Below are 23,927 nucleotides of genomic sequence, written 5' to 3'. Positions count from 1 at the left end.
AGGCCAGCGCCCGGTGAAGCGTCACCGGGCCCACACATTTCAAGGCAGCAGGATGGTGCCCATGCCCAGCAGGGCGCAGATGCCCAGGATGCGCAGCATCGGCCACTTGAGGACGAACGTCATGATCAATGCGGCCACGGTGATCGCCGCGGCGATCGGGCTGATGGTGCCGAGCTCCGGGAGTTGGATCGCGAACGGCCCCCACGCCCACGCGAACGTGCGTGCGAACAGGGTGTGCTCGGCGAAGTACAGCGCCAGGTTGGCAATGACGCCGACGACCGCGGCGGTGATTCCGGTCAGCGCGGCGCTGATGGCGGTGTTGTGGCGCAGCCGCTCCACGTAGGGGGCGCCGAGGAAGATGAACAGGAAGCACGGCACGAAGGTGACCCAGGTGGTCAGCAAAGCACCGAGCAGCGCGCCGGCCCACGGGGTCAACGCGCCGGGGTCGCGGTAGGCGCCGAGGAAGGCGACGAACTGCACCACCATGATGAGCGGCCCTGGCGTGGTCTCGGCCAGGGCCAGGCCCCGTACCATCTCCCCGGGCGTGAGCCAGGCATAAGTCTCGACGGCGCGCTGGGCGACGAAGGCGAGCACGGCGTACGCACCGCCGAAGGTGACCAGGGCGGTGCCGGAGAAGAACAGCCCCTGGGTGGTGAAGACGCTGTCGGTGCCCAGGAACAATGCGACTGCGGCCACCGGCAGCCACCACGCGGCCAGCCCGACCGCGAGGATCTTCCCCGCGCTGCGCCAGCTCGGCTGAGCGTGGTGCAGGGCGTCATCAGAGATCAGCGGCGCGGGCCCGCCGTCGCCGCCGTGCCCGTTGCCCTTGGTGAAGATGCGGGGGGCCACCCGGTGCACGGTCCATCCGACGAGCGCGGCGACGGCGATGACGACGGGGAACGGCACGCCGAACAGCGCGAGCGCGGCGAAGGCGGCCACCGCGACGGCGACAAACAGCGGGTGGGTGAGGGAGCGTTTCGCGACCCGGATGACGGCCTGGGCGACGATGGCCAGCACCGCCGGGGCGATCCCGGCGAACAGCGCGGTCACCACGGTGGTGTCCCGCCAGATGACGTAGACGGCCGACAGCGCCAGCAGCGCGAGCATGCCGGGCAGCACGAACAGGGTGCCCGCCACCAGGCCGCCGCGGGTGCCGTTCAGCAGCCAGCCGACATAGATGGCCAACTGCTGAGCCTCTGGGCCGGGCAGCAGCATGCAGTAGTTGAGCGCGTGGTTGAAGCGCTGCTGGCCAATCCAGCGCTTCTCCTCCACCAAGGTGCGCTGCATCACGGCGATCTGCCCGGCCGGGCCGCCGAACGTCTGCAGCGAGATCACAAACCAGGCCCGCACGGCCTGCCGGAACGGGATCACATCACGGGTTACGTCGGTTGTCATGACGGGCCTCATCAGGGGAATGCTGGTCGGTGGGCAGACGGACGGACCGGAAGATCCGCCACAGGGTCAGGTCGTAGCCGGTCTTGGCGGCTCCGGCGATCATGAAGGGCAGCGCCGCCCCGAGCGGGAACAGCAGCCCGGCCAGGGCTGGTCCGGCCGGGCGGGTCAGGTAGCGGGCGGTGTTGGTGACGGCGGCCGCCGCGGTTCGTTCCTCGGGCGGCACGAGGGCCATCACGTAGGCCTGCCGGGTGGGCACGTCCATCTGCGACAGGCACGCCCGGCCCAGCAGCAGCGCGATCGCGGCGGGCAGGCCGGGTGCCAGCGGCACGGCGGCCAGTAGCAGGTTGGACGGGATGTGGGTGAACACCATCGTGCGCAGCAGCCCGACGCGGGCCGCCACCAGCGGCGCGGCCAGCAGGGAGGCCGTTTGCAGCACGCCCAGCACGGCGAAGGTGAGGCCGATCGTGCGGGTCGTGGCCGCGTGCTGGAGGCTCAGCCAGTAGCCGAGATAGGCCTGGACCACGAATCCGCCGGCAAGGCTGTCAACGGCGAACAGTGCGGCCAGCCGGGCCACCGGGCCGCGGGAGCGGGCCAGCAGCCGCGGGCGAGGAACACCGGGCAGCCTCGCCGGCGCTTCGACGGAGCCGGGCAGGCGCGCGGCCAGCAGGGCGCCGGTAAAGCCGGCTGCCGCGAGCACGCCGCCGAGCAGCCGCCGATCGGCCGGCAGCGCACCCAGCAGCGCACCGGCCGTCCCGGCGACCGCCGCGACCGCGTTGTACAGGCCGAACCCGCGGACCACCTCGCGCTGCGGGCGGCCGGTGCCGGCCAGCATGACCTGCTCCAGGGTGGTGAACGGCCCTGACTCGATCACCTCCACCGACAGCGCCCCACTCATCGCCACCACGGCCAGCAGCCACCACGGGGCACCGGCGGCGATCACGAGCCCGCCGCAGGCCAGCGCCGCGTACAGGGCCGCGTACGTCCGCCGGCGGCCGAGGTCGTCGCCCCAGCGCGCCAGGACAAGGCTGCACAGCAGGCTGCCGGCCAGGATCGCCGCCAGCATCAGCCCCACCTCGGCGGGAGACAGGCCCTCCGCGCGCAAGATCGCTCCGAGCTGGACGGCCGCGACGCCGTAGCCGAGCCCGCGCACCGCCTGGGCGGCCAGCAGGACGCGCACCACGACGACGCCGTCGGTGCTGGTGCTCATGCCGGTTCGCGCCCCAGCAGCAGCGCCCGCCGGTAGAACTCATACAGCCCGTCGAAGATCGGCGCGGTGATCTGAAGGACCCGCTCGTCGTCGCAGGTCATCGACAGCCCGCGCAGGACCACGTCCAGGCCTGGGGCTTCGGGGGCGTCGAAACGCTCGTCGTCGATGTCGGCCTCGTGCACGATCTCGGCCAGCTTCCACAACACCGGATCGGCCAGGTCGTAGCGGCGCAGGATGGTCTCGAAGGAGCAGTCGCCGCCGTGGTGGGACAGCTCCGCGCCGCGCATGTCGAACGCGGTGGCGTCGGCCGGAACCTCGGCGGGATCGCCGACGAAGATAAAGGTGGCGTCGGTGTCGATGTGGCGGCGGATCAGCCAGGCGCACGCCGCCCGGTCGATGTGCACCCCGGCTCTGGTTGCCCACTTCATCCCACGGCCTCCGCTGCGATCTGCTGCGCGAGCGCGCGCACCACCCGCTGCGCGGCCTCGCGCTCGGCGGGCGGGAAGTAATCGCGCCGGCCGATCCTGCGCAGCTCGGCCTGCAGCCGCTTGACCGCCCGGCTGCGCTCCCCGGGCCGCGCCTGCGCCGCGGCCTGCGCCTGCTCGATGACCGCCCGGTACTCGGCCGCCCGCGCCCGCTGCATGCCCGCGGCGATGGCTTTCTCCTGCGTCAGGTTGCCGGGGACGGCCAGCCACACCGTGGCGGTGCCGCCCGTCTCGACGATCTCCTCGGCGATCCAGTCCAGCTGCTCGCGGGTGCGGGCGTCGGCCGGCAAGGCGACCAGCCCGTCCCCCAGCCGGGCCACGCCGAGCCGGTCCAGCTTGCGCCAGATGGTGATCCGCAGCGTGGACGGCTGGCGTGGGATGCGGTAGGCCAGCAGCACCCACTGCCCCGCTGGACCGGTCACGTCCCACCTCCACGCGCCGCACAGGCCCACCTTCCACCTACAACCAGTGTTACTGTAACCGTGGTTGCAGGATGTTGGGAAGTCAGCGGAGCGGTTCGACCGTCACGTCGTCGAAGCACGTCTGGGAGTCGGCCTTGGTCCACAAGCCGACCCGGCCGGCGGGGAAGGTGGCATCGGTGGCCCGGGAGACCAGCCGGCCATCCAGGAAGGTCTGCAGGCGCTCGCCCCGCACCTCCATGCGCAGCTCGTGCCACGTGCCCTGCCTGACCGGGGCGGTGCCATCGGCCAGGGTGCGGCGAACGCTCCCGCTGTAGCGGTAGAGGTTGACATTGCCCTCCAGGGCGTTGGCGCGGCCGATGAGGTAGTTGCCCGCGTTCTGAACGCGCACCAGCAGCCCGGCGGCCTGGTCGGTGCTGCCGGAGATCGCCTTGACCCTGGCGGAGACGGCCACGTCGCGGTAGACCTGCGGGCCGAGCGAGAGCGCCGGATAATCGGCGGTGCCGCTCTGGCACAGCGCGTGCTCTCCGCTCGGGGCGTCAGGTTCGGCGCGTACCTGCCAGCTGCCGCCGTAGACCTCGGCCCCGGCCGGCAGCCCACCGGGCGGGACGTCCTCGAAGTCGAAGCGCTGTGCCGTGCCGGTGGCCTCGCTCGCAGGGTAGACCACAGTGGGGCGGCCCCACAGGGTGAAGAACACCACTGCAGCCGCCCCGAGCACGGCCAGGACGGCCAGCAGCCACCACCAGCGCCGCCGTCTCATGCCGGTTTCACCGCACTGGCGTCGACGGCCGCGCGGAGCGCCACCGCGAGGCGGACGGCGTCGGTGTTGGCCCAAAAGTGCATGTAGAACAGACGCGGCTCGTCATCCAGGGCGTGCTGGTGCACCTCCACGATGTCGATGCCGCCGCGGCGCAGGGCTTGGATGACCTTCTGCACTTCGCCCGCGGTCATGACGAAGTCGCCGTTGATGGCGGCCTTGCCTCCGCCGGTGGGCTGGAAGTTCAGCGCGGTGTTCACCCCCATCGCCGCGTTGATCACCCGGCCGTGGGAAGTGATGGTCTCCTTGCGGGCGAAGGAGAACTTGTAGATTCCGCCGTCGTTGCTGCCCTTGGCGCCCAGCGCGGCGTCGATGCGCTGGGTGTCCAGATCGAGGGGCGGTGGCGAGGACGGCGCGGCCGGGGCCGGGGTGGCGGTCTGATCGAGCGCGGCGCGGATGGCGCGGGCGATGGCGACCGGGTCGCGGCCGGTCGCGTGCAGGTGGCTCCACCACACGTCCGGGTCATGGGCCAGCAGGTGCTTGTGCACTGCGGTCTGCGCGATGCCGCGGCGTTGCAGGGCGTCGGTCACCTTGGGCAGTTCCGGTTCGCTGACCACCAGGTCGCCCATCACCATGGTGGAGCCGTCGGCGTAGCGGGCGAAGGCGGCATAGGAGCCGAGCGCGAAGGGCGGCTTGATGCGCACGCCGTACGAGGTGACCTGCAGATCCGTGCGGGGGAAGCCGACCCTGTAGACGGTGCCGTCGGCCGACAGCTTGCCGGGGCGGCCCAGCGCGCGAGCCACCTGCTGCCAGTCGGCCTCGGTGGTCTTGACCATGTCGATCGGCTGACCCTGCGTGCCCTGACCCTGGTGCTGGTCGTGGACCTTGGTCGGCTGCGCCGCCGGGCCTGTCGTCGTCGTGCCGCAGCCGGCCACCAGGCCGCAGGCCGCCACAGCCGCCACAGCCGCCCGTCGAACGTCTGTAGTCGCTGTCATCACACCTCCCGGAACAAAGATTGGCCTCTCCTTTCGTGGTAGCGGCCGGGGATGAAGCTCAGATGAAGCCGTGCGGGGCAGGATGAATCGTTGGGTCCTTCATGGGCGCTTCATGAACGCGGGGCAGGCTGGTGGGGTGATGCGGATCCTGGTGGTGGAGGACGAGCCGAAGATGCGCTCCCTGCTGAGGCGGGCACTGGCCGAGGAGGGGCACGCCGTCGACGTGGCCGCCGACGGCGAGCAGGCGCTCGCTCTGACCGAGGTGGCCGCCTTCGACGCGGTGGTGCTGGATGTGATGCTGCCCGGCACCGATGGGTTCGAGGTCTGCGCCCGCCTGCGGCGCCGCGGCCTGTGGACGCCGGTCCTCATGCTGACCGCCCGCGATGCCGTGGCCGACCGGGTCCGCGGCCTGGACGGCGGCGCCGACGACTACCTCACCAAGCCGTTCGAGCTGGATGAGCTGTTGGCCCGGCTGCGCGTGCTGGCCCGGCGCGGGCCGGCCCCCCGCCCCACCGTGCTCCAGGCCGGCGACCTGCGCCTGGATCCGGCCACCCGCCAGGTGTGGCGCGGCACCGTCGAGATCGCCCTCACCAGCAAGGAGTACGCGCTGCTGGAAGCCCTGCTGCGCCACCCGGGGACCGTCCTGACCCGCGACATGCTGATCGAACACTGCTGGGATCTGGCCAGCCGTAGCCACTCCAACGTCATCGAGGTGCACATCCGAGCTCTGCGCGACAAGATCGACCGCCCCTTCGGCACCGCCGCCATCCAGACCGTGCGCGGGGCCGGCTACCGGCTGCGCCGCGACGGAGGCACACCCCTCCAGGAGGCGCGATGAAGCATCTGCCGCTGAGGATCCGGCTGACCGCGGTCTTCACCCTGGCCATGACGGTGGTGCTGATCGGCGCTGGCTACGCCACCTTGACCCACTTCCGCGAGGCGCAAGACGAGTCGATCCACCTCACCGCCCAGGCCGCCTACGAGGACCTGCGGGGCGAGTTGCTCACCGTGCTCCCGGCCATCCTGCTGGCCAGCACGGCCGGCGCCTACCTGCTGGCCGCCGCGGCCCTGCGCCCCGTTGAGCGGCTGCGCGCCCAAGCCGCCGCGGTCACCGAGGACACCTCTGATCCCCGGTTGGAGGTTCCGCCCAGCCGGGATGAGATCGCCCGGCTGGCCCACACCCTCAACACCATGCTCGTGCGGCTGCGCGCCGCACTGGAGCGGGAACGCCGCTTCGTCGCCGACGCCAGCCACGAACTGCGCACCCCGCTCAGCCTGCTCAAGACCGAACTCGACCTGGCCACCCGCCGCCCCCGCGACGTCGGCGAACTCACCGCGGCCCTGATCTCCGCCCGTCAGGAAACCGACCGGCTCGTGGGCATCGCCGAAGACCTCCTGCTGCTCGCCCGAGCCGACCAGGCTGCGGCCCACACCAGCGCGGTCACGCCGCTCTCCCCGCTGCTTGCCAGACTCGCCGCCCGCCATCACGGAGTATCGCTGCGCTACCCGCCGGGGCTGCAGGTCCAGATGGATCCCGTGCGGCTGGAGCGAGCCGTGACCAACCTCGTGCACAACGCGTTCCACCACGGCAAACCCCCCATCGAGATCCTCACCGAGACCACCGGCGGCCAGATCACCATCCACGTACGCGACCGCGGGCCCGGCTTCCCCGAGACCTTCCTGCCCCACGCCTTCGAACGGTTCACCCGCGCCGACCCCGCCCGCACCACCGGCGGCACCGGCCTGGGTCTGGCCCTGGTGGCCGCGATCGCCCGCAGCGCGGGCGGCCACTACGGCGCCACCAACCGCACCGACGGTGGCGCCGACGTGTGGCTCGCCTTGCCACAGCACCATGTCTCACCAGCGGAAAGCACCTGAGCCGACGCCGACGCCGTCTTTGGCCTCCGAGAGCCGGGCTCCAGCACCTCCGCCTCGAAGCCAGCCGGGCCACGTGCATGGCGAGCCGGTCCAGATCCTCCCCGCCGACGACGAGCACGCACCATCCGCCGCGATCCTCCTCCACGCGCCCCACCTGAGGCGGCACCAGCTCCCGCAGCCGGTCGGGGCGGGCCTGCACCCGCACCCGGGCGAGATACCGGTACGGCGCCTCGGTTACCGACCGCCGCACGTAGGCGACCGGATCCCGGATGCTCCCTCGCCCGGAAGCGCCAAGTCGTCGCCACCACCTCGCACATCCGGTCCAGCCGGAAGGTGCGCCAGTCGTCGCGGTCGACGCCCCCAGGCCTCAGATACCAGCGGCGGCCGGTGGCGACCATCCGCACCGGCTCGACCGTGCGCTCGCGCTCCCCGCCGTCGCGGCCGGCGTACCGGAACCGCACCCGCACGGAGTCGCGGCAGGCCCCGCGCGAGCGTCACCAGCAGCTCCGCGTCGATCTCGACCCGGGGGGCGACAAAGGGCTCGGTGGCGCCGCGCACCGCCCGCACCTCGGCACGCAGCCGGGGCGGCATCACCTCGTCGAGCTTCGCGAGCGCCCGCAGTGCCGCCTCGCCCGCCCCGGCGACCGTGCCCCCGATGCCAGCCGCAGGGGCACCGCCGTCGCGATCGCCTCCTCGTCGTCGAGGAGCAGTGACACCTGGGACGCCAACCGTGCCGCGGGTTAGGAGTCCTGGCCGGGACGGCTTCGGGTGGAGTAGTGGATGGTCTGGGCGATGATACGTCCGTTGCTGATGACGTAGCTGTCGGCACCGTTGTGGATCTCGGTCTGACTGCCTCGGGCAGTCCATTCCACCATTGCGTATGGTCCTTCGACCACGATCTGGTGATAGCGGTAGTCGGCCTCGGGCACATAGGAGCGCAGCACGTGGGTCAACGCGCGAACCCCATCGTGGCCGTAGCTGACGCCTTCGGCCGAAAGGAGAACCACCTGGGGGTGGTAATTGCGGCGCAGGTCCTCCTCCAGCGCCTTCTGCTGGCGCAGCCACAGATGATCGGCGATCACGTCGTACGCGCTGCGCTGGTGAAGCGCTTGCTCGGTCATGAGTCTGCCTTCTTGCCCTCGATGCGTAGAAGAACGGCAGCGTCGGGCCTGCGGCACGCCGCAGCCCCCCGGGGCAAGCTATATCGCTGGCTTACCACGCAGGCGGGGTAAGTAGAGAGGCGGCCGCACCCGACGCGGTGAGCGTGCCGCCTCCCGGGAAGAGGTACATGCAAGTGGGTCGGCGTTGAGGCCAGGGCCCCTGATGTGGCCATCCCGGGAGGCAGGCAGGAGCGGCGAGTAAGGGTCAGGATCGTCCCCGGCCGGTGAGGGCGTCGCGCATGCGATCCACCAGCCCGGTCCCGGGCGCGAGCAGCTTGTTGGCGGGTGGAGTGTCCGGTGCGGCGGGGTGCGGGCGGGTCGGTGCCATCTTCTTGGCCTGTTCCACTTTGCCGCCCAACTCGATGAGCTGGTCGGGCGGGCACGCTTGACGCAGCCGCGGGAACAGGTCGTTCTCCTCTTCGGCGACGTGCTGGCGGATCTGGCTCATGAGCCGCTGCAGGGTAGGCCAGAACTCGGCGTCGGCCGGCTCCAGGCCTTCCAGGTGTTTCATCGTCTGTTCGGCCTCGGCGTGCTCGGCGATCTCTTGATCGGCCAGCTTGCCACCGCCAGGCACGTGCTCGCGCACGGTCGGATACAGGTACTCCTCTTCGGCCACTGAGTGGCGGACCAGCTCGATAACGGCGCGTTCGGCCAGGGTCTTGACCTGCTCGTGAGTCTGCCCGTCGGCTTGGGCGGGGCCGCGCAGCTGCTCTAGCTCGGTGAACATCTGCTCGACCTCGCGGTGGTCGGTGACCAGTACGGCGATCACATCCTGTTCGTCCACGCTTGTGGCCTTCCTATCCGGCGAAATGTGCAGGCGGGAGGGACACATCGGCACCGCGCAGGTGGCTGTGTCCGCGGCGCCGTGTACGACCTTCCTCATTCCCACCGATAGCGGGCCAAACATGCACGATGCAGCCACGCTCGTCACGGGCGTCGGCGTCCAAATCGTCCAGCCACCGCCCGCCCTCGGCCAGGTACCGGAAGCAGATGCTGCTACCTTGCGGCAGAGTGACCACCGCGGTGTGGACACCGTGCTGGCTGCGCCGCATCGGGTGGGCGTAGGGATCCCAGTGGTTGAAGTCGCCCACGACTGAGACATGCCCCGGAATGTCGGCGGGCAGCGTGAAAGTGACATTGACCAGCCCGTCCGCGGTCGGCTCATCCTGTCGGATCACGGCGTTCTCCTACTCTCGCTTGCCGCCTCCCGCGGTCGCATCATGTCCGCGAAGCATCGCAGCGCAGGCAGCGGCACAGCGACAGCGGGCGCCGGCACGGCTTTTGTCCAGTGCACGCCGCCGCCTGTGCCGGGGCAACGCACCACAACGCCGGGCAAGCACCTCTTGATCCCCGGTTTCCGCTCACCTTGCCACTCTCCTGTTGCCTACGCCACGGCGAAGGGGGAATGGTGCTGTCTCGATCAGCTCCTGCGCGGGTAGAGGAGAGTGCCATGACGCGACTGTTTCTGCACATCGATGCGCATCCGAAGTGCTGGGTCGTCCGTCTGGACGGCGAATTGGACACCGGCACGCAAGCCACCGTCATCGACGCCTGCACCGGACTGCTCCAGCGCGGCCAGGTCAAGCTCGTCGTCGAGGTGAGCAAGCTGACGTTTTGCGACTGCAGCGGCGTGGATGCGCTCATCGCCATACAACGCCAGGCCGAACAGCGCGGCGGCTATCTACGGCTGGTCGGCGTGCATGGCCCGCTGGCCCGGCTGCTGAGCGTCGGCGAGCTCGTCGACACCTTCCCGCCCTATCGGGACCTGGAGCAGGCGTGCGGCTGAGCATGCCTGCCGATCTGCAGCGTATCGCCGCTTTGCCCTCGGTTGGTCAGCGGGCGGGCCCACCGGATAGCGAGCTAGGGGCATTGACGTGCGCCCCCTCGTCCACGCCGACGCCCAGGCGATCCACCAGTTCGCCGCCCAGCCATCCGGTCACTGCGCCTAGGAGGACCCCGGCGAAGCTCAACGCTAGAGCGGGGACGCTGGGGAGCCAGTCAGTGGTCGTCCGCAGCAGCCAGCTGGCGGCGAAGAGCAGAAGTACGACCACATTGCCGATCCCGTGCAGCAAACCGACTCGTCTCGCCCTGCTCCCTGCAGGGATGGCGGTCCAGTCGATGAGACCGAACACTCCTGCGACGAGGCCGCCGATGATACCGGCGGCGATGGTGTAGGCAGCGGCTATCGGGAAGCCGGATCCGTTCGTGATCAGGTAGAGGATGTCGAAGATCACGGAAGTGATCAGCAGTCCCAGCGGAAAGACGATGAGCATGGGGTGGACCGGGTGTCCCAATGCCTTGGCTCTGCTGTCCATGGCGCTCCTCGGTAGTCCGATACACAGGCAGGCGGCTACCCGAGCATGACGCGATCATGCCGACAGCGGCCTAGGTAACCATCCCGCAGGTCATCGGTATCACCTGCCTGGAATCCGTCCTTGGCGTCACAACGGTCCTCACCGGTCAAGGTCTGTCGGAATGCGTGACGCGTGGGTATGCGCGCGCCGCGAGGCCATCGACGGCTTGCCGGCGGTGTACGGCTCGCGGCCATCGGCCTTCCCCAGGCGGGTGACGGGGAAGGCCGATCAGACAAGCGTGCGACGCCGGGAAGACGCCGGGGAAGGAGAGCGTGAGCTCAGCCGCCGCTGGCCTGCAGAAGCCTGTCCAGGTGCATCTGGATGATGGGCTTCGCGTCGCTGGCCAGCTTCTTCACCTCCGATGAGGAGCCGTCCCACAGTTCCTCGGCCCCGTTGGCGAGAGATTGGCGGTGGCCGGCGATCTGCGCGGCCAGCCATGCCCGGTCGAATGCCTTGCCGCTTCGGGCAGTCACCTGTTCGAGCTCTCGGCGCTGCTCAGCGCTCGGCCGCTTGGGCAGCTCCAGTTCTGCCTGCTCGGCCACACGCTGAACGTCGCGATCCAGCTTGGTGTGATCGCTGACCAATTTAGCGCCCAGATCCCGGACCGTTTCACTGGCGCCACGATCCTGAGCCGCCTGCCCGGCTTGGATCTCGGCCAGGTTGGATTGATGTGCTTTCCGAAGGAAGGTCCGGTCCTGGTCGTTGAGCTCTGGCTGCACGGTCGCGCCGGCACTCACGGGAGCCAGCAAGGCAACCGCAACGGCGGACAGGACGAGAGCGATCCCTTTGAACACGAAATTTCCCCCCTTGGTCGAATTGTCGCTTTTGTTCGCTACCGCTGGACAGCGCCGTCAAACACACACAGTGATCACCATCAATGCCTCGGCTGACCGGGGAACGGCACCGGATTCCGCTCCACGTCTGGCCATCGGCGCCCGGGATGGGCGCGGCCTCCGCACCCCGGGATGCGCCAAGCCACGTGTCAGCTTGGACGAGATGGGCAGCCGCATGGTGAGGGGCACAGTCATGACAGTCCGTTACAGCGCTCTGCTCTCACCTGCCGCATGACCGGACTAGACTCGCCATCCGCTCGGGCGGCCGCGGAAACGCGCTCACCGGGCTGGCGAGAACTCTGGACCAACCCGCGCGAGACCGCTTGCTGGAGGCCCTCCAGGAGAGCTCAAAGACGATTTCCCGATGGTCGACAAACCTCGGGACCGCAGCCCCGCCGACTTCATCGGCGAGGTGGCACGTTTGGGACGCCGCCCATCCGAGCACGCCCGCTTTCGCGCGCAGGCCGTCCTGACCGCTCTGGCGGAACAGGATCCCGAGCTGGTCGCCGAGCCGGAAACTCCCGGAGCAACTCGCGCGCTCTGCGTCCCCTCCCCGCCGCGCTTGCGAACAAGCACGACTTATCCGTCCTCTTACGCACAGTGCCACCAGCAAAGATGAGCAGGGCGACGAGGCTCTGTGGCACATGGCGTCTCCGGGGGCATGGTCGCGGATGAGCCGGGTGCCGACGCCTGAGGCGAGCGCGGCTGCCTCGTACGTGTTTGGCGGCTGACACCGGGAATGGGCAGGTCAAGCGCGTCGGCGCCGCGAAAAATGACCACCTGGCGGCGTCGACGTGCGTCTGGGTTGGACTCGTGGTTGCTAGAAGGGCCGTACCGTGAACGAGCGACGGGACATCATCGCGGTGCTGGTCACCGACCACCGCGAGGTCGAGCAGTTGTTCACCCGGCTGGAACAGCTGAGCGGCCCCGCGCACGATCAGGCTGGCGGGCAGGCCCATGAACAGGCCAGGACGCTGGCCGAACAGGTCGTCTTCGAACTCGTACGGCACTCGGTGGCCGAGGAGGAGCACCTGTATCCGGCGGTGCGCGAGTACGTACCTGGCGGCGCGTCCCTGGCCGCTACCGAACTGGCCGAGCATGCCGAGGCCGAGCAGACGATGAAGAGGCTGGAGCGGATGCAGCCTGCCGACTACCGGTTCTGGCCCACGCTGGACCGGTTGCTGGGGCAGATCCGTCAGCACGTACAGGGGGAGGAGAACGATCTGTTCCCGCGCCTGCGCCAGTCCTGCCCACCCGAGCGGCTGATCGAGCTGGGCGGCGAGGTGGAGAAGGCCAAGAAGCTGCCGCCCACCTGGCCGCACCCAGCCGTCCCTGGCAACCGGGTCGGCAATAAGCTGCCTGTCCCAGGGACCGGGCTGGTAGATCGCATACGGGATGCGCTCACCCGATGGGGTCGCTCCTGATCCGGCGGCCCGCCCACGGGATGCACCAAGCAACGATCCACCGTGGGCCGAAGACCTTCTCGAAACTCCGCATGTGCAGGAGCAACCATGCTCCGCACAGCATGCTGAACATCCTGTGCGCCCGTGCCACCGGCGTGTTCGCCTTCCATGCCTCGCGCCGATGATCGCCCTCTTGCAGAACCTCCCCGAGCAGGACCGGCGAGCTCTCGCCGAGCTGATCAACCAGTTCGCGCGGGAGGAAACCGACCCTGACCGGCATCTGACGGCCTGGGAGACGCCCGAAACCCTGGGCCTCCTGGCCTGAGAGCATCATTAACTTCACGTGCTCGCGCTTGCGTTCATAGTCTCGAACGTCCCCGCCTCACACGCCACACCGTCCGAGACAGAACGGAGTTGGGAACGCGATGGGAATGACCAAGCGCTAGTCCACACGCCTGAGCGTCCACGTGCGAACCTTGTCGTCTCCGATGACGCCGTCAAAGGAGACCGACATCCTGCCCTCGCCGACAAGCTCGATCTTCCAGATGCCACTCAGAGCCTGCTGACAAAGAGTTTGGTCGCGAGGGAGCGGTCCGGGGATCATCTGTTGCGCGACACTCCTCGTGAGCATAGGGCGTCGCTGCGGATGACTACGGACTCGGAGATTGGTCCGAACCGAATCTCCCGGGTCTGCCCGTGGCGAGATGTCCTACTGCAGATCACCCCCACCCGGCCCAGTAGCCCAGCGCACGATCCAGGCCCGCAGGGATCACGCCGTCAGATCGGTGCGGTACGTAGTGCGTCGACTACCGCGATGGCCTCATCCAGCAAGTCGATGGGGCAGCCCCAGTAGTCGTAGATGCCGCCGCGGGCCTGGTTGCTGCCGCAGATGACGAACACACCGGTGCCTAGTTTGACTTTGAGTTGGCTGGCCAGCCAGCCAACGAAACCGCTGTTGTCCAGGTCAGCGGGGAAGTGGAAGGAGAAGATTCCGAACCGTTCGGCGCCATCATGCTCTTGGCCGAGCGGGACCAGGCGGCACCAGCTCTCGTTGTCTCGAACCACCGCCAGGGTCGTCGTCGTGATCTCAGGCGCCTGGTCGGTGGGGAACTCCTCAAAGCACCAGACGCCGTCGTGCACGACGACCTGGGCTTGGGCGATTACACCGCATAGACGCGCCTCCGTCTGCTCCGGAGTCTCTACACTGACGCTGACCATGGGCGCTCCTGAATCTTCCTGGCGATGGGATCACTCTCAACGTTGTGGTCGGCTCGCCTATTTCGGTCTCGACCGCACTCATCGCGAGTGACGGCCCCATGCTCACGGGTGGCGCCCAACATCTCGCCCGGTCGGCGTCGACCTCGGATGATGTTCCAGTGAACAGGAGCGGGCTCCTGATAGCTGAGTTGTTGTCTACGCACCTCAGCGGCCAGGAGCCCGTGGTTGTCTGTCTACACCTTCGCGTCCTCGGACGCCAGCGGTTGCGCTTCTCCGGGGTGCCGATGTCATGACCGGAAGCCGACATATCCGTCGGATCTGACCGACGCCGAGTGGGCGGTGCTGGAGGGCGAGGCGCGGGCGGTGATGGCCGAACTGGTCAGGGCCACGGGCAGGCCGATGGTGCATGACCTGCGCTCGGTGCTGGACGCGATCAACTATGTGACCCGGTACGGGATCGAGTGGCGGGCCCTGCCGGTCGATTTCCCGCCGCATGACGCGGTGTATGCGTTCTTTCTGCGCTGGTCTCGGCGCGGTCTGCCCGAACGGCTCGCCGGGCGGCTCCGCGGCCGCCTGCGAGTCCTGGCCGGACGCGGAGAGCTGCCGACGGCCGGGTGCATCGATTCCCAGACGGTCAAGGCGGCCGAGACCGTCGGGGCCGCGGCCTGCGGTTATGACGGAGGTAAGAAGATCAAGGGGCAGAAGCGGCATATCGCGGTCGACACGCTCGGGCTGCTGTTGTGCGTGATCGTCACCGCCGCGTCGATCCAGGACCGGGACGGCGCCCACCCGTTGCTGGCTCGGCTGCGGGAGAAGTTCTCCACCATCGTGCTGGTGTGGGCGGATGGCGGCTACGCCGGGCGCCTGATCACCTGGGCACGAGATGTGCTGCGCCTGACCGTCGCTATCGTCAAGCGCTGCGACGACATGCGCGGCTTCGTTATCCTGCCCCGCCGGTGGGTGGCCGAGAGAACCTTCGCCTGGCTGGCGCGCTACCGCCGACTCGTCCGGATCTATGAACGCAAACCCGAACATCACGAAGCGATGATCTGGTGGGCCACCGTGCATCAGATGACCCGCCGTCTGACCCGCGAACTGGCAGGCCAGCCACCCGAACGCCGCTGGGGCGACCCACCGCCGATTCCCGAGCTGACCAGCCCCGACCGACGCGGCAAGGTCCTGGAACTCCTGGCCGCCCGACCCTGGCAGTCATGGAAAGGCGCCGATCTAGCCGCCACCCTCGACATCGATAACATCAACAGCTTCCGCGTCCAGTTGTCCCAATGGTCCCACCAGGGCTACATCAACAAGATCGGGCCAGCCCTCTACGCAGCCCGCATCTCCGCCAGCCCTTAAGCCTTTGTCATCAGGCTCTCAGCCATGTGGCTCCACACCTGTTGCCACCGGTTACGAACTCCACAGTCTTCCCGTCCATCGACGCAGGCAAGATGCGGCAGCTGCCGACGAAGGGCCAATCCACCTTTCCGCGCCCAACTGGGTCTGGCGCACTTGGCGGGGAGTGATCACGCAGTGCGATCTCCGGAGCCGTAGAGCCCGATGGCCGTGTTGGAAGTAGATCGCGATCTTGCAACTCGCCGTGGATGAACATGGCCGCCCTGTCACGATCTGGATCGCCAAGATCAGGATCATGAAGAGCGGCCGTGGAGGTATTGTGCTGCACGAGCTAACCGGCAGGGAAGTCATTCTCCTGCAGGTGCTGTTCCCGCACCTGGCGGGACTTGCGCGAGCCGGGAGAAGAACGGCGGCGCCTGATGGTCGATGGTGACCACCGGGACGTGCCCGCGCATCTCCTCGGCCCGCTCGGGCGAGACCGGCACGCGCATGAGCACCAGCCCGTCCACCTGCCGCTCCAGGAACCCCCTGATATAGCCCTCCGCCCGCTCCGGGTCCTCGGCGGAGTTGCCGAACAGCACGGAGTAGCCCCGCTGCCAGGCGACCTCCTCACAGGCCCGGGTAAACTGGCCGAAGAACGGGCTGGTCCCCCCGGCGCTGTCGGAGGCGATCACGCCGATGGTCCACGTGCGCCGCGAGCGAAGCGACTTGGCCACCGCGTTGGGCCGGTATCCGAGCTGACCGGGCGCGGCCCAGCCGCGCCACGTCGTTGCGCGTCACCACTCGCGTCTCACCCCGGCAGTCACGGAAACAGCTTACGAGAGGTATCGCCGCGGTTGGAGCGGGCCTGACCGCGCCTGGGGGATGGGCGCCACAGAACGGCGGTTGCCATGCGGCTCGTCAGGAGAGCGGCAAACAGGCTCTCCTCGTCATGCCGACAGACCGCCGGCAGGGGAGTCCGACGAGTGTGCACGTCACTCACACGCCAAGGGCCTCGTGGCACTTGGAGCCAGGTGCGTGCTCTCGGGCGGGGCCATGGTGGTGGGCTCCCAGACCTGCGCGCCCCTACCCGGAATCGTAAGTCTGGCCGCCAGCACCCTCGGCAGGGGGTGGGCGTAAGCGTGCAGGCGCGGGCTGGCGCCTCGGTGGCGGCGGCCCTTGAGCTCGTGGAAGGTCTCGATCCGGTCGACGACGTTCTTGACGGTGCGCACCTGGGCGGCGGCCAACGCGCGCGGCGGGACGGTTTGAAGCCGTGGTTGCGGACGATGGGCCACACGCCGTCGCCCTTGCGGCTGCCCTTGATCAGGGTGCCTTCGCCCCGGGTGTGCACGATGCGGATCTTCTTACGGGAGGTCGGCGCACGGGTGTCGTCGCTGATATGTCGATCATGTTCAGGTCTTCCCTGAGTGAAGAGTCCCCGAGGGCAGGCGCCCCGCGGAGAGAAGGGGGCAGATCAGGTGGCGGGCGATCGCGTGCCAGCGGCCGACGTCTTGCCGAACTCGTTGTGCTGGCCGTTGTCGGCGATTTCGACCCGGGTGAGGTGGCTGTCGTCGGCGCGAACCGTGATCGCTAGCAGGAGGTGAGGCGGCAGCGCATCTTTGCCTTCGCGAAGGACCATCTCTATCCGGCGTGGTAGCCCTTGGCGGCGCCGGTGACGTGGGCGTGGATGAAGAGGGCGCGTTTGCGGCCGGTCGAGGTCATGACGCCCGCCGCTCGATCACCAGGTCGCTGATGCGAGTGTCGTCGCTGACGTTCACACAGGCGATCGGGTCGAATTGGTCGTACCAGGCGTCACTGTTCGATGTGAGGAAGTCCTCCACGGCGGCGGTGTCGCCGGCGATGTCCTCCGGGACTATGGGCCCTGGATGTCGCGTGGGAGCGGGCGACACCGTCGGAGGCCGATGTCATGGTCGGCTGGATGAAGAGCGCCCCAACCCCAGCGTCGGCGGCGCCGAACCGGCGGCACTCCACCCGGCGCGACGAACATCCGCACAGGCAAGCCCGCGCTGGCCACGGGCTACGCGCCCAGGACGATCAACCACGCGCTGAGCGTCGTGTCCGGGTTCTACACCTTCCATGCCCATTACGGCCGCGGCCCAGTGATCAACCCCGTCCCGGCCTCTCGTGAGCGACGTGGCGCCCTGGAGCACCGCAGCCCGATCGAGGCCAAGTCCGTCTTCCGCCGGGCGCGGCTGCGCCAGCGGGTCGTCGACGGTCCGCCGCGTGCCATCCCCGACGCGCTCTGGGACGAGTTGTTCGAGGCGATGACCTGCGACCGGGACCGGGCGCTGCTGCTGTTCTATGTGACCAGTGGCGCTCGGGCGAGCGAGCTGCTCGGAGTGCGCACCGGCGACCTCGACTGGGCGGGCATGCGCTTCTATGTCGTCACCAAGGGCACTCGGCTGCGCCAGGCGGTGCCCGCCTCGCCGCAGGCCTTCCGCTATCTGGCCCGCTATCTCGATGACGAGGGCGTGCCGGCTGCCGACGAACCACTCTGGCGCACCCGCCGCGGCGAGCCTCGGGCGATGTCGTACTGGGCGATGCGTCGCGTGTTGCAGCGGGCCAACGAGGTGCTCGGCACGAACTGGACCTTGCACGACGCCCGGCACACCGCAGCCCACTTCCGTGACCTCCTCAAGCAGGCCAGCAACGCAGCCGACGGAGACATCATCATGGTCAACGGCAGCTCCTACCAGCGCCTTTGGAGCCGGGTCGACGAACGACGCATCCGCTTGGGCGGACCGGCCAACATCCGCGTCCAGGACCTGGAGACCGGCAAGCACATCAACCTGATCCACGTCGAAGACGCCGCCTTCGGGGAATGGGCGATCGTGGAGGTTCTGCGACACTCAGGCGTTCGCATCGAGGAAGCCCTTGAGCTCACCCACCTCAGCATCCGCCAATACCAACGCCCCAATGGGGAAGTAATCGCTCTGCTGGTGGTCGCTCCCTCGAAGAGCGACCGAGAGCGCGTCATCCCCATGTCCGCTGAGCTTTTCGCCGTCGTCGCGGCCATCATCCGGCGCCACACCACAGGCGGCCAGATCATTCCGCTACTGTCCCGGCTACGGCGGGGTGCGCGGCCTCCTTCCGGACGTCGTCGAGCGCTTCCACTCCTGGGCCGACCACGAGGTGTACGTCTGCGGCCCGCACACCATGGTCGATGAGACGGTGCGGCGTCTGCAGGACGCCGGGGTTCCCCCGGCGCGTCCGCCGCGACACCATCCAGGTTTAGCTCACCGGCCTCGGCAGCCGGCGTCCTCGCCCTAGCATGACCATCCGGTCGAAGTCCGCCTTACCGGCCGTGGTCGGTAAGGCGGATACCACGAGAATGCGCTTGCTGGAGCGGGAGTCGTCGTGCGGCGTGGCCGGCGTCACGGAAGTCGTGGCCTCGCGGGTGCACGGGAGGGCACGACTTCCCCTGTGTTGGGCGGTTAGCGGAGTTGGTACGCGCGGATGATTGTGAGCTCGACCTGGTTGTCGCCGGCGTCGGCGGCTTTGGCGCGCAGCGAGACGTAGCGTGCCGCCGGGTGCTGGACCCGCACCGTCCGGCCGATCACCGGCGCGGGCTGCCAGGTTGCGCCGTCGTCGTAGGAGGCCTCGACCGTCAGCGATGTGACTCTCGCCGGTGCCGAGCCGGTTTGCCGTTCCACCTCGACCGGGATCGTGAACGCCCGGTTGGCCGGTGCGGCGTTGTTGAGGTCGACGTCCGGGGCGAACCGGACGGTCAGCAGCGGCAGCGGTTTGCCGTTGTCGGCGGCCGACGAGCGGAACGTCCAGGCCGCGTTGACCTTTGTGGACAGTGGCCACCAGTCCGCGGTTCGGGCGATGTCGCAGACGAGTTGGTACCTCGCGGTGTCCGCCGGGACGTCGAACGTCCCCGTGTCTGCAACCTCGGACGAGCTGACCAGCTGGCCGTCGCGGTACAGCGTTTGGCTCCCCTTGTCCACGTCGCCCGACCGCGACGACGGCCACCGCGGGTGTCCGGCGCCGTCCGCGTAGAGCGGAAGGCTGGTCTGGATCGTGTTGCCGTCGCGGACCGCCCACGGCCCGTCGCCGAGCAGACCGGGGCCGGTGACGGCCTTGTTCCAGCTCACGTTCGTCGTCTTACCGGCCCGCAGGGTGATGTCCGGCGCGAACAGGTAGTCGAGCGCGCCATGGTCCCCGTGCGTGGACTGGCTCCAGGTGCCGGGCGTGAAGTGTTCGGTCCCCGATACGCCGGCACGCATCCGGAAGGTCCAGCGGTGGTCGAGTGCGCCGCCGAAGAACCGCAGCGCGGCCTGGACGTAGCGCGAGCCGCTGCCATGGTACGCGTTTTGCACGGTCGCCAGTTCCTTGGTCCGCGCCCGCTGCTGCAGTCGCGCGGGAACCCTGGCCTCCGCGGTGAACGCCAGCTCGTAGCGGTGGTCGGCGACCGGATGCGTGGTCAGGCTGACCGACACCGCACCGCGCCGGACGGCGTCGGCGAGCTTGACCGCGCTCGCTTTCCGGCTGAACAGCGTGGGCACCGTGAACGGCGCCGTGGACGACGCTTTGGACGATGCTTTGGACGACGCCGTGGACAGCGTCTGCGGCCGGTCGGTGACCACCATCCCGACCTTCGCGCCGGCGGCCTGGACGTTGCGGATGCGTTCGTACGCCTCCTCGTTCGTGAGTGTGCCGGGCAGTTCGATGAGCACGAGCTTGCCGGTCGCGTCGATGCCGGCCAGGTCCTCCGGTCGGCCCTGGCCACCGTGGACAGCCGTGAGTTTCGTGCGCAGTTCGGGTTCCGGTGACGTGTCGAACCAGGTGGCGTTGACCTCGAAGCCGTTCGCGCCGGTGGTGAACAGCTCGACCTCGGGCTCGCGTCGGGACTCGCGCTGGGCGAACGCGAACCGGTCCGACGTTGCCCCGGCCACCGACGCCGCGTACACCTCGTGGAATCTGGGGTCGAATCCGGACGCCCACAGGAGCGGCTCGGACTGTCCGTCCATTTTGGTCAGTCCGTAGATCAGCGACAGGCCACCGCGTGCGGCAGGGTCGTCGATCGTGACCGAGGCGCGCCGCCCGATCCGCGCGTCGAGCGTCGTCGTCGTGTCGGCGGTGACTCGCAGGTCCGGATGCATGATCGTGGCGTAGGTCGGCTCCTGGCTGGCACGCGGAGTCACGATGTAGCTGTACAACGCGTACCGGCCCGGCGGGACGCTGATCCGGCCCTCGGCCCCGACCGGAGCGATCGTCTGGTTGTCGATGCCGACCAGGAGCGTCCCCGAACCCTCGCCGGCGGCGGCGCCGTTCCGGTCGAGCAGGCGAACCGTCAACTCGTAGCGCTCCGACTCCTGGTCGGCGTTCTTGACCGGCAGCGGATTCGCGCCGCCGGAGCGCCGGCGGACCAGACCGCTGACGTTGAACGCCTCCAGGTCGAAGGTACCTGCTGCGCCGAGCCGCGCCGCGCTGTCCGGAATCACATACCAGTCACCGTTGCGTTGGAATTTGGCGTACCAGAACGGTTCCGCCCGAGCTGCCGGCTCGGGTGCCTCCATGCTGACGTCGCCATCGGTCACGACAACCCGGTCTCCCGTGATCAACGTGACCGTCGTGCTCTGAGCCGGTGGCTCGGTTTCTCCGGTCAAGGGCGGATTGACCTGCGCCTCGCCGTTTCTCGTGAACACCACCAACAGCGACAAACACGTCAGTGCAACGACTGTGGCCAACGCCACTCGAATCGAATGTAGCCTCATATCTGGGTTCCATCCTTGGATGAGATGCCACCGCTACTCCGTGCCAGTGGAAAACCCGCACGGAGCCTTGCGGTCAGGTCAGGGCAGTTGGCCGGGCTCGTCGACGATCGCGACGGTGCGCCGCGCGGTGCCGCCGATCAAGTCGCCCTTCTTGACGTAGCTGAGGTCCTTGACGGCGACTTCACGTTCACCGAAATACTCGTACGTCTTCGAGTCGAAGATGAGCTCGCGCCGCGTGCCGCCGGTGGTGTACGCGACCGCGACGCCCTTGCGACCGGCCGGGTCGACGACGTCCCCTACGACGGTCGTACCGGGGATTTTCGCGGCGGCCCGGAACATCGCGGCCAGCGCCTTCGGCGGCACGGCGTTCTCCCGGATCAGGTCGCCGATGGTGATGAACGCCTGCTCGCCGGCCGGGTTGCCGCCCTGGCTGTTGCGGTACAGGTAGTCGTACATCCGCTTCGGGTCGGTCGGCAGGTTTCCCAGGTATCCGGGTTGCGTCTGGCAGCTGTTCCGCGACTGGGCGCCGCTGGTGAACTTGCCGTTGACGCAGCCCGGCAGCGTGCTCTCCGTCCAGCCGTCCGGGTTGGACTCCGGCCGCTCGCGCAGCAGCCCGTTGTGTGTACCGTCGACGGACCGCCAGGTCCGGCGCAGTTTCGGCGCGATCATCCAGTCCTTCGCCGCCGCGGAGCTGCTACTGCCGTACGCGGTCGTCGACTCGATGTACACGAACTGGCCGGGGCGCGGAGCTCCGGCGGCATCGCGCTCCGCGACGAGTGCCGCGTGCTCGAGGATCTCGGCGGCCTCGGCCCTCACCGGCGCCTGGCCGCCGATGCCGACCACCTGCACGCCGATCAGCCCGGCGGCGAGCGCCATGGCCAGGCTCAGTCCCCACACCGGCCGGATGCGGCGGGCCCGCGGACGCCTGCTCCCACGCATGTGACCCGCCAGGCGGGACCGGGCCGCGCCGATGGACTCCGAACCGGCCCCCGGCAGTGCGTCGTGATAGCGGCGCAGCTCCTGCAGTTCTTCCATGATTCAGACCCCCTTCGCCGCGTGACTCAGTGTCTTGCGTAATTTGGTTCTGGCCCGGTTCACCCGGGAGCTGACGGTGCCGATCGGGATGCCCAGGGCGAAGGCCACCTCCGAGTAGCTGAGGTCGGCGCAGGCCACGAGCATCAGCGCGTCGCGGTCACCCCGGGACAGGCTCTCCAGGCCGCGTGCCAGCCGGGGGCTGAGCTGCTCGGCGGTCACGCGGTCGGTGACCCGGTCGGCGTGGCCCTCCACGTCGTCGCGGGGAGCTGAGCGGCTGAGGGCCCGGTAGAGGCGGAGCTCGCCGCGGCGATGACGGCCAATGAGATTGGTGGCGATGCCGTACAGCCAGGCCTTGGCCTCCGGGCGGGTCAGGTCGTAGCGGTCGCGCTGGTCGAACGCCGCCAGGAACGTCTCCGCGGCCACGTCGTCGGCGGCGCCGGGCCCGAGCCGGGCGACGACGTAGCGGTGGATCGTGGTGAAGTACCGGTCGAAGATCATCGAGAACCACTCCGGATCGTGCCGCGAGTTCTCTATAACCGACGCATCGTCCGGCTCCGCGGCCAGCCGTGTGGCGGGATATGAAGAAGGGTCATGCATCCGGCGCCTTTCTCGAGAGAGGGTCGGCGCTGATTGCCCGATGCGGGCGTCCTTGTTCGCGGTTATTTCGCGGAGCCCGCCGGAGAGCGATGACGATCAGCGTCCCGCCATGGCCCGTAGCGCCCCCACGCCGATCAGCCACGGCAGGTCACTGTACCCGGCGTACCGCTACGCGAGCGGACAAGAGATCGGCGGCCGCTGTTGATGGTGTGCTGAAGATCACAGCTAACCAGGAGCAGGCGGTGTTCGCTCATCTGTCAACTACGGCCGGGGGGCTCTCATGACCGGCGCTTGCGAACTCCCGCCATGGGACTTCACCACCCAGGCGCCGAACCAGCGCTACGTCGGTGACGGTGAGTTCCTGAGGAGGCATTCCCGCCTGAACCACCTCAGCGCGGATGGAGAGCAATGCTTGAGATCTGTGGATCATCGGGAAGGGGTGTACCTTCCCGATGATCATGTGAATCCACAAGCATGACCGACGCGCCAACGTCGGTCGGGAAGGCACACCCGTGCTCACCGTAGTCCCTGACCCCGCCGACGGCGACCGCGCCGCGGCCTCTGCTTCCCCGTCGCCAGCGCTGATCGACGAGCTCGTGCGTGAGGGTGCCCGCCGAATGCTCGCCGAAGCGCTCAAGGCCGAGGTCGACGCCTATATCGCCGCCTTCGCCGACGAACGCGACGAACACGGCCGCCGCCTGGTCGTCCGCAACGGCCATCACCAACCCCGCACCGTGCTGACCAGCGCAGGCGCGATCGAGGTGCACGCCCCGCGCGTCAACGACAAGCGCATCGACGAGACCACCGGCGAACGCCGTCGCTTCTCCTCAGCGATCTTGCCGCCCTGGTGCCGCAAAAGCCCGGCCATCACCGAGGTATTGCCGCTGCTCTACCTGCACGGCCTGTCTTCCGGCGACTTCGTCCCGGCGCTGGGCCAGTTCCTCGGCTCCAGCAACGGGCTGTCGGCGCCGGTCATCACCAAGCTCACCGAGCAGTGGAAAGCCGAGCAGCGCGCCTTCGCCGAGGGGATATCACTCTAAGTGTGGAAACGATCACTACGGGTAGATTAGTCAAGGTAGATCATCTTAACGCTTCGGGGGGAGCGTCCATCATGACGA

27 protein-coding genes and 1 pseudogene are annotated in these 23,927 nt (G+C 68.8%); 9 read left to right on the top strand and 19 right to left on the bottom strand.

The features are described from left to right. Window positions 1–39: 39 nt before the first annotated feature. The 6 genes from chrA to ACIBVN_RS55160 form a co-directional block, all read right to left on the bottom strand. Window positions 40–1,395, bottom strand: coding sequence for a chromate efflux transporter (gene chrA / locus ACIBVN_RS55185; RefSeq protein WP_397150019.1), 1,356 nt, complete (start codon window positions 1,393–1,395; stop codon window positions 40–42). Further along, window positions 1,373–2,602 carry an MFS transporter gene (locus tag ACIBVN_RS55180; RefSeq protein ID WP_397150017.1) on the bottom strand — a complete coding sequence of 410 codons (1,230 nt, stop codon included), beginning with the start codon at window positions 2,600–2,602 and terminating at the stop codon, window positions 1,373–1,375. The genes chrA and ACIBVN_RS55180 overlap by 23 nt, the downstream gene beginning before the upstream one ends. Next, window positions 2,599–3,030 carry a chromate resistance protein ChrB domain-containing protein gene (locus ACIBVN_RS55175; protein WP_397150015.1) on the bottom strand — a complete coding sequence of 144 codons (432 nt, stop codon included), beginning with the start codon at window positions 3,028–3,030 and terminating at the stop codon, window positions 2,599–2,601. The genes ACIBVN_RS55180 and ACIBVN_RS55175 overlap by 4 nt, the downstream gene beginning before the upstream one ends. Further along, window positions 3,027–3,509, bottom strand: a complete 483-nt coding sequence (locus tag ACIBVN_RS55170; protein WP_397150013.1) for a Chromate resistance protein ChrB — start codon at window positions 3,507–3,509, stop codon at window positions 3,027–3,029. The genes ACIBVN_RS55175 and ACIBVN_RS55170 overlap by 4 nt, the downstream gene beginning before the upstream one ends. 82 nt (window positions 3,510–3,591) lie before the next feature. Next, the gene (locus ACIBVN_RS55165) at window positions 3,592–4,266 is read right to left on the bottom strand and encodes a family 16 glycoside hydrolase (protein WP_397150011.1); all 675 of its coding nucleotides are present in this window, start codon (window positions 4,264–4,266) and stop codon (window positions 3,592–3,594) included. Next, window positions 4,263–5,258, bottom strand: coding sequence for a DUF1259 domain-containing protein (locus ACIBVN_RS55160; RefSeq protein WP_397150009.1), 996 nt, complete (start codon window positions 5,256–5,258; stop codon window positions 4,263–4,265). The genes ACIBVN_RS55165 and ACIBVN_RS55160 overlap by 4 nt, the downstream gene beginning before the upstream one ends. Window positions 5,259–5,370: 112 nt before the next feature. Here ACIBVN_RS55160 and ACIBVN_RS55155 point away from each other — a divergent pair, with 112 nt between their 5' ends. Together ACIBVN_RS55155 and ACIBVN_RS55150 are read left to right on the top strand one after the other, a co-directional pair. Further along, entirely contained in the window at window positions 5,371–6,096 is a 726-nt protein-coding gene (locus ACIBVN_RS55155; protein WP_397150007.1) for a response regulator transcription factor, read from the top strand. Further along, window positions 6,093–7,136, top strand: a complete 1,044-nt coding sequence (locus ACIBVN_RS55150; protein WP_397150005.1) for a sensor histidine kinase — start codon at window positions 6,093–6,095, stop codon at window positions 7,134–7,136. Before ACIBVN_RS55155 ends, ACIBVN_RS55150 begins: the two co-directional genes overlap by 4 nt. On the opposite strand, the gene ACIBVN_RS55145 is transcribed toward ACIBVN_RS55150, so the two are convergent. Further along, the gene (locus ACIBVN_RS55145) at window positions 7,049–7,597 is read right to left on the bottom strand and encodes a helix-turn-helix transcriptional regulator (RefSeq protein WP_397150055.1); all 549 of its coding nucleotides are present in this window, start codon (window positions 7,595–7,597) and stop codon (window positions 7,049–7,051) included. The two genes, ACIBVN_RS55150 and ACIBVN_RS55145, sit on opposite strands and share 88 nt — an antisense overlap. On the opposite strand from ACIBVN_RS55145, the gene ACIBVN_RS55140 reads away from it, so the two are divergent. Then, the gene (locus tag ACIBVN_RS55140) at window positions 7,524–7,880 is read left to right on the top strand and encodes a hypothetical protein (RefSeq protein ID WP_397150057.1); all 357 of its coding nucleotides are present in this window, start codon (window positions 7,524–7,526) and stop codon (window positions 7,878–7,880) included. The genes ACIBVN_RS55145 and ACIBVN_RS55140 overlap by 74 nt on opposite strands. Here the strand turns inward: ACIBVN_RS55140 and ACIBVN_RS55135 are convergent. The 3 genes from ACIBVN_RS55135 to ACIBVN_RS55125 form a co-directional block, all read right to left on the bottom strand. Beyond that, on the bottom strand, window positions 7,877–8,257 hold the full coding sequence (locus ACIBVN_RS55135; RefSeq protein ID WP_397150003.1) for a nuclear transport factor 2 family protein: 381 nt from the start codon (window positions 8,255–8,257) through the stop codon (window positions 7,877–7,879). The two genes, ACIBVN_RS55140 and ACIBVN_RS55135, sit on opposite strands and share 4 nt — an antisense overlap. Before the next feature lie 244 nt (window positions 8,258–8,501). Further along, window positions 8,502–9,080, bottom strand: a complete 579-nt coding sequence (locus ACIBVN_RS55130) for a hemerythrin domain-containing protein (protein ID WP_397150001.1) — start codon at window positions 9,078–9,080, stop codon at window positions 8,502–8,504. A gap of 13 nt (window positions 9,081–9,093) precedes the next feature. Then, the gene (locus tag ACIBVN_RS55125) at window positions 9,094–9,474 is read right to left on the bottom strand and encodes an isoamylase early set domain-containing protein (RefSeq protein ID WP_397149999.1); all 381 of its coding nucleotides are present in this window, start codon (window positions 9,472–9,474) and stop codon (window positions 9,094–9,096) included. A 272-nt stretch (window positions 9,475–9,746) separates the two neighbouring features. Here ACIBVN_RS55125 and ACIBVN_RS55120 point away from each other — a divergent pair, with 272 nt between their 5' ends. After that, entirely contained in the window at window positions 9,747–10,082 is a 336-nt protein-coding gene (locus tag ACIBVN_RS55120) for an STAS domain-containing protein (protein WP_397149997.1), read from the top strand. Between the two features lie 46 nt (window positions 10,083–10,128). Here ACIBVN_RS55120 and ACIBVN_RS55115 read toward each other — a convergent pair whose 3' ends face one another. Both ACIBVN_RS55115 and ACIBVN_RS55110 read right to left on the bottom strand, forming a co-directional pair. Next, complete coding sequence (locus ACIBVN_RS55115; protein ID WP_397149995.1) at window positions 10,129–10,611, bottom strand: DUF2231 domain-containing protein; 483 nt, start codon at window positions 10,609–10,611, stop codon at window positions 10,129–10,131. A 317-nt stretch (window positions 10,612–10,928) separates the two neighbouring features. Continuing rightward, window positions 10,929–11,444: a DUF4142 domain-containing protein gene (locus tag ACIBVN_RS55110; protein ID WP_397149993.1), complete on the bottom strand. Its 516-nt coding sequence runs from the start codon at window positions 11,442–11,444 to the stop codon at window positions 10,929–10,931. Between the two features lie 875 nt (window positions 11,445–12,319). Here ACIBVN_RS55110 and ACIBVN_RS55105 point away from each other — a divergent pair. Together ACIBVN_RS55105 and ACIBVN_RS55100 are read left to right on the top strand one after the other, a co-directional pair. Beyond that, window positions 12,320–12,907 (top strand): hemerythrin domain-containing protein, encoded by a 588-nt coding sequence (locus ACIBVN_RS55105; RefSeq protein WP_397149991.1) that lies wholly within the window; start codon window positions 12,320–12,322, stop codon window positions 12,905–12,907. 160 nt (window positions 12,908–13,067) lie between these two features. Beyond that, window positions 13,068–13,211, top strand: a complete 144-nt coding sequence (locus tag ACIBVN_RS55100) for a hypothetical protein (protein ID WP_397149989.1) — start codon at window positions 13,068–13,070, stop codon at window positions 13,209–13,211. Between the two features lie 452 nt (window positions 13,212–13,663). Here the strand turns inward: ACIBVN_RS55100 and ACIBVN_RS55095 are convergent, their stop codons facing one another. Further along, window positions 13,664–14,104 (bottom strand): DUF6196 family protein, encoded by a 441-nt coding sequence (locus ACIBVN_RS55095; protein WP_397149987.1) that lies wholly within the window; start codon window positions 14,102–14,104, stop codon window positions 13,664–13,666. 225 nt (window positions 14,105–14,329) lie between these two features. Here ACIBVN_RS55095 and ACIBVN_RS55090 point away from each other — a divergent pair, with 225 nt between their 5' ends. Further along, the gene (locus tag ACIBVN_RS55090) at window positions 14,330–15,460 is read left to right on the top strand and encodes an IS5 family transposase (protein ID WP_397149985.1); all 1,131 of its coding nucleotides are present in this window, start codon (window positions 14,330–14,332) and stop codon (window positions 15,458–15,460) included. A gap of 344 nt (window positions 15,461–15,804) precedes the next feature. Here the strand turns inward: ACIBVN_RS55090 and ACIBVN_RS55085 are convergent, their stop codons facing one another. The 3 genes from ACIBVN_RS55085 to ACIBVN_RS55075 form a co-directional block, all read right to left on the bottom strand. Further along, window positions 15,805–16,173 (bottom strand): hypothetical protein, encoded by a 369-nt coding sequence (locus ACIBVN_RS55085; RefSeq protein ID WP_397149983.1) that lies wholly within the window; start codon window positions 16,171–16,173, stop codon window positions 15,805–15,807. A 737-nt stretch (window positions 16,174–16,910) separates the two neighbouring features. Further along, on the bottom strand, window positions 16,911–17,075 hold the full coding sequence (locus ACIBVN_RS55080; RefSeq protein WP_397149982.1) for a hypothetical protein: 165 nt from the start codon (window positions 17,073–17,075) through the stop codon (window positions 16,911–16,913). A gap of 79 nt (window positions 17,076–17,154) precedes the next feature. Further along, window positions 17,155–17,346: a hypothetical protein gene (locus ACIBVN_RS55075; RefSeq protein ID WP_397149980.1), complete on the bottom strand. Its 192-nt coding sequence runs from the start codon at window positions 17,344–17,346 to the stop codon at window positions 17,155–17,157. A 165-nt stretch (window positions 17,347–17,511) separates the two neighbouring features. Between ACIBVN_RS55075 and ACIBVN_RS55070 the strand changes: the two genes are divergently transcribed. Further along, a complete protein-coding gene (locus ACIBVN_RS55070) occupies window positions 17,512–18,624 on the top strand; it encodes a tyrosine-type recombinase/integrase (RefSeq protein ID WP_397149978.1) in 1,113 nt (370 codons plus the stop codon). Between the two features lie 267 nt (window positions 18,625–18,891). Here ACIBVN_RS55070 and ACIBVN_RS55065 read toward each other — a convergent pair whose 3' ends face one another. The 3 genes from ACIBVN_RS55065 to ACIBVN_RS55055 form a co-directional block, all read right to left on the bottom strand. Then, window positions 18,892–21,000: a hypothetical protein gene (locus tag ACIBVN_RS55065; protein ID WP_397149976.1), complete on the bottom strand. Its 2,109-nt coding sequence runs from the start codon at window positions 20,998–21,000 to the stop codon at window positions 18,892–18,894. A gap of 255 nt (window positions 21,001–21,255) precedes the next feature. Continuing rightward, complete coding sequence (locus tag ACIBVN_RS55060; protein ID WP_397149974.1) at window positions 21,256–22,212, bottom strand: CU044_5270 family protein; 957 nt, start codon at window positions 22,210–22,212, stop codon at window positions 21,256–21,258. Between the two features lie 3 nt (window positions 22,213–22,215). Beyond that, a complete protein-coding gene (locus ACIBVN_RS55055) occupies window positions 22,216–22,809 on the bottom strand; it encodes an RNA polymerase sigma factor (RefSeq protein ID WP_397149972.1) in 594 nt (197 codons plus the stop codon). Window positions 22,810–23,321: 512 nt separating this feature from the next. Between ACIBVN_RS55055 and ACIBVN_RS55050 the strand changes: the two are divergent. Further along, a pseudogene (locus ACIBVN_RS55050) lies at window positions 23,322–23,834 on the top strand (transposase); the annotation flags it as partial. Between the last annotated feature and the right edge of the window lie 93 nt (window positions 23,835–23,927).

The sequence above is a fragment of the Nonomuraea sp. NPDC049400 genome (assembly GCF_044466425.1).
Classification (GTDB): Bacteria; Actinomycetota; Actinomycetes; order Streptosporangiales; family Streptosporangiaceae; genus Nonomuraea.
Note: the sequence above shows the minus strand (reverse complement) of the source record. Positions and strands in the feature narration are given on the sequence as shown.

Coding starts and splice junctions, on each gene's coding strand:
- ACIBVN_RS55055 (WP_397149972.1), bottom strand. CDS start 22,809: ATGCATGACCCTTCTTCATATCCCGCCACACGGCTGGCCGCGGAGCCG.
- ACIBVN_RS55155 (WP_397150007.1), top strand. CDS start 5,371: ATGAACGCGGGGCAGGCTGGTGGGGTGATGCGGATCCTGGTGGTGGAG.
- ACIBVN_RS55160 (WP_397150009.1), bottom strand. CDS start 5,258: ATGACAGCGACTACAGACGTTCGACGGGCGGCTGTGGCGGCTGTGGCG.
- ACIBVN_RS55150 (WP_397150005.1), top strand. CDS start 6,093: ATGAAGCATCTGCCGCTGAGGATCCGGCTGACCGCGGTCTTCACCCTG.
- ACIBVN_RS55100 (WP_397149989.1), top strand. CDS start 13,068: ATGATCGCCCTCTTGCAGAACCTCCCCGAGCAGGACCGGCGAGCTCTC.
- ACIBVN_RS55115 (WP_397149995.1), bottom strand. CDS start 10,611: ATGGACAGCAGAGCCAAGGCATTGGGACACCCGGTCCACCCCATGCTC.
- ACIBVN_RS55095 (WP_397149987.1), bottom strand. CDS start 14,104: ATGGTCAGCGTCAGTGTAGAGACTCCGGAGCAGACGGAGGCGCGTCTA.
- ACIBVN_RS55120 (WP_397149997.1), top strand. CDS start 9,747: ATGACGCGACTGTTTCTGCACATCGATGCGCATCCGAAGTGCTGGGTC.
- ACIBVN_RS55080 (WP_397149982.1), bottom strand. CDS start 17,075: ATGGTCCTTCGCGAAGGCAAAGATGCGCTGCCGCCTCACCTCCTGCTA.
- ACIBVN_RS55175 (WP_397150015.1), bottom strand. CDS start 3,030: ATGAAGTGGGCAACCAGAGCCGGGGTGCACATCGACCGGGCGGCGTGC.
- ACIBVN_RS55060 (WP_397149974.1), bottom strand. CDS start 22,212: ATGGAAGAACTGCAGGAGCTGCGCCGCTATCACGACGCACTGCCGGGG.
- ACIBVN_RS55165 (WP_397150011.1), bottom strand. CDS start 4,266: ATGAGACGGCGGCGCTGGTGGTGGCTGCTGGCCGTCCTGGCCGTGCTC.
- ACIBVN_RS55180 (WP_397150017.1), bottom strand. CDS start 2,602: ATGAGCACCAGCACCGACGGCGTCGTCGTGGTGCGCGTCCTGCTGGCC.
- chrA (WP_397150019.1), bottom strand. CDS start 1,395: ATGACAACCGACGTAACCCGTGATGTGATCCCGTTCCGGCAGGCCGTG.
- ACIBVN_RS55135 (WP_397150003.1), bottom strand. CDS start 8,257: ATGACCGAGCAAGCGCTTCACCAGCGCAGCGCGTACGACGTGATCGCC.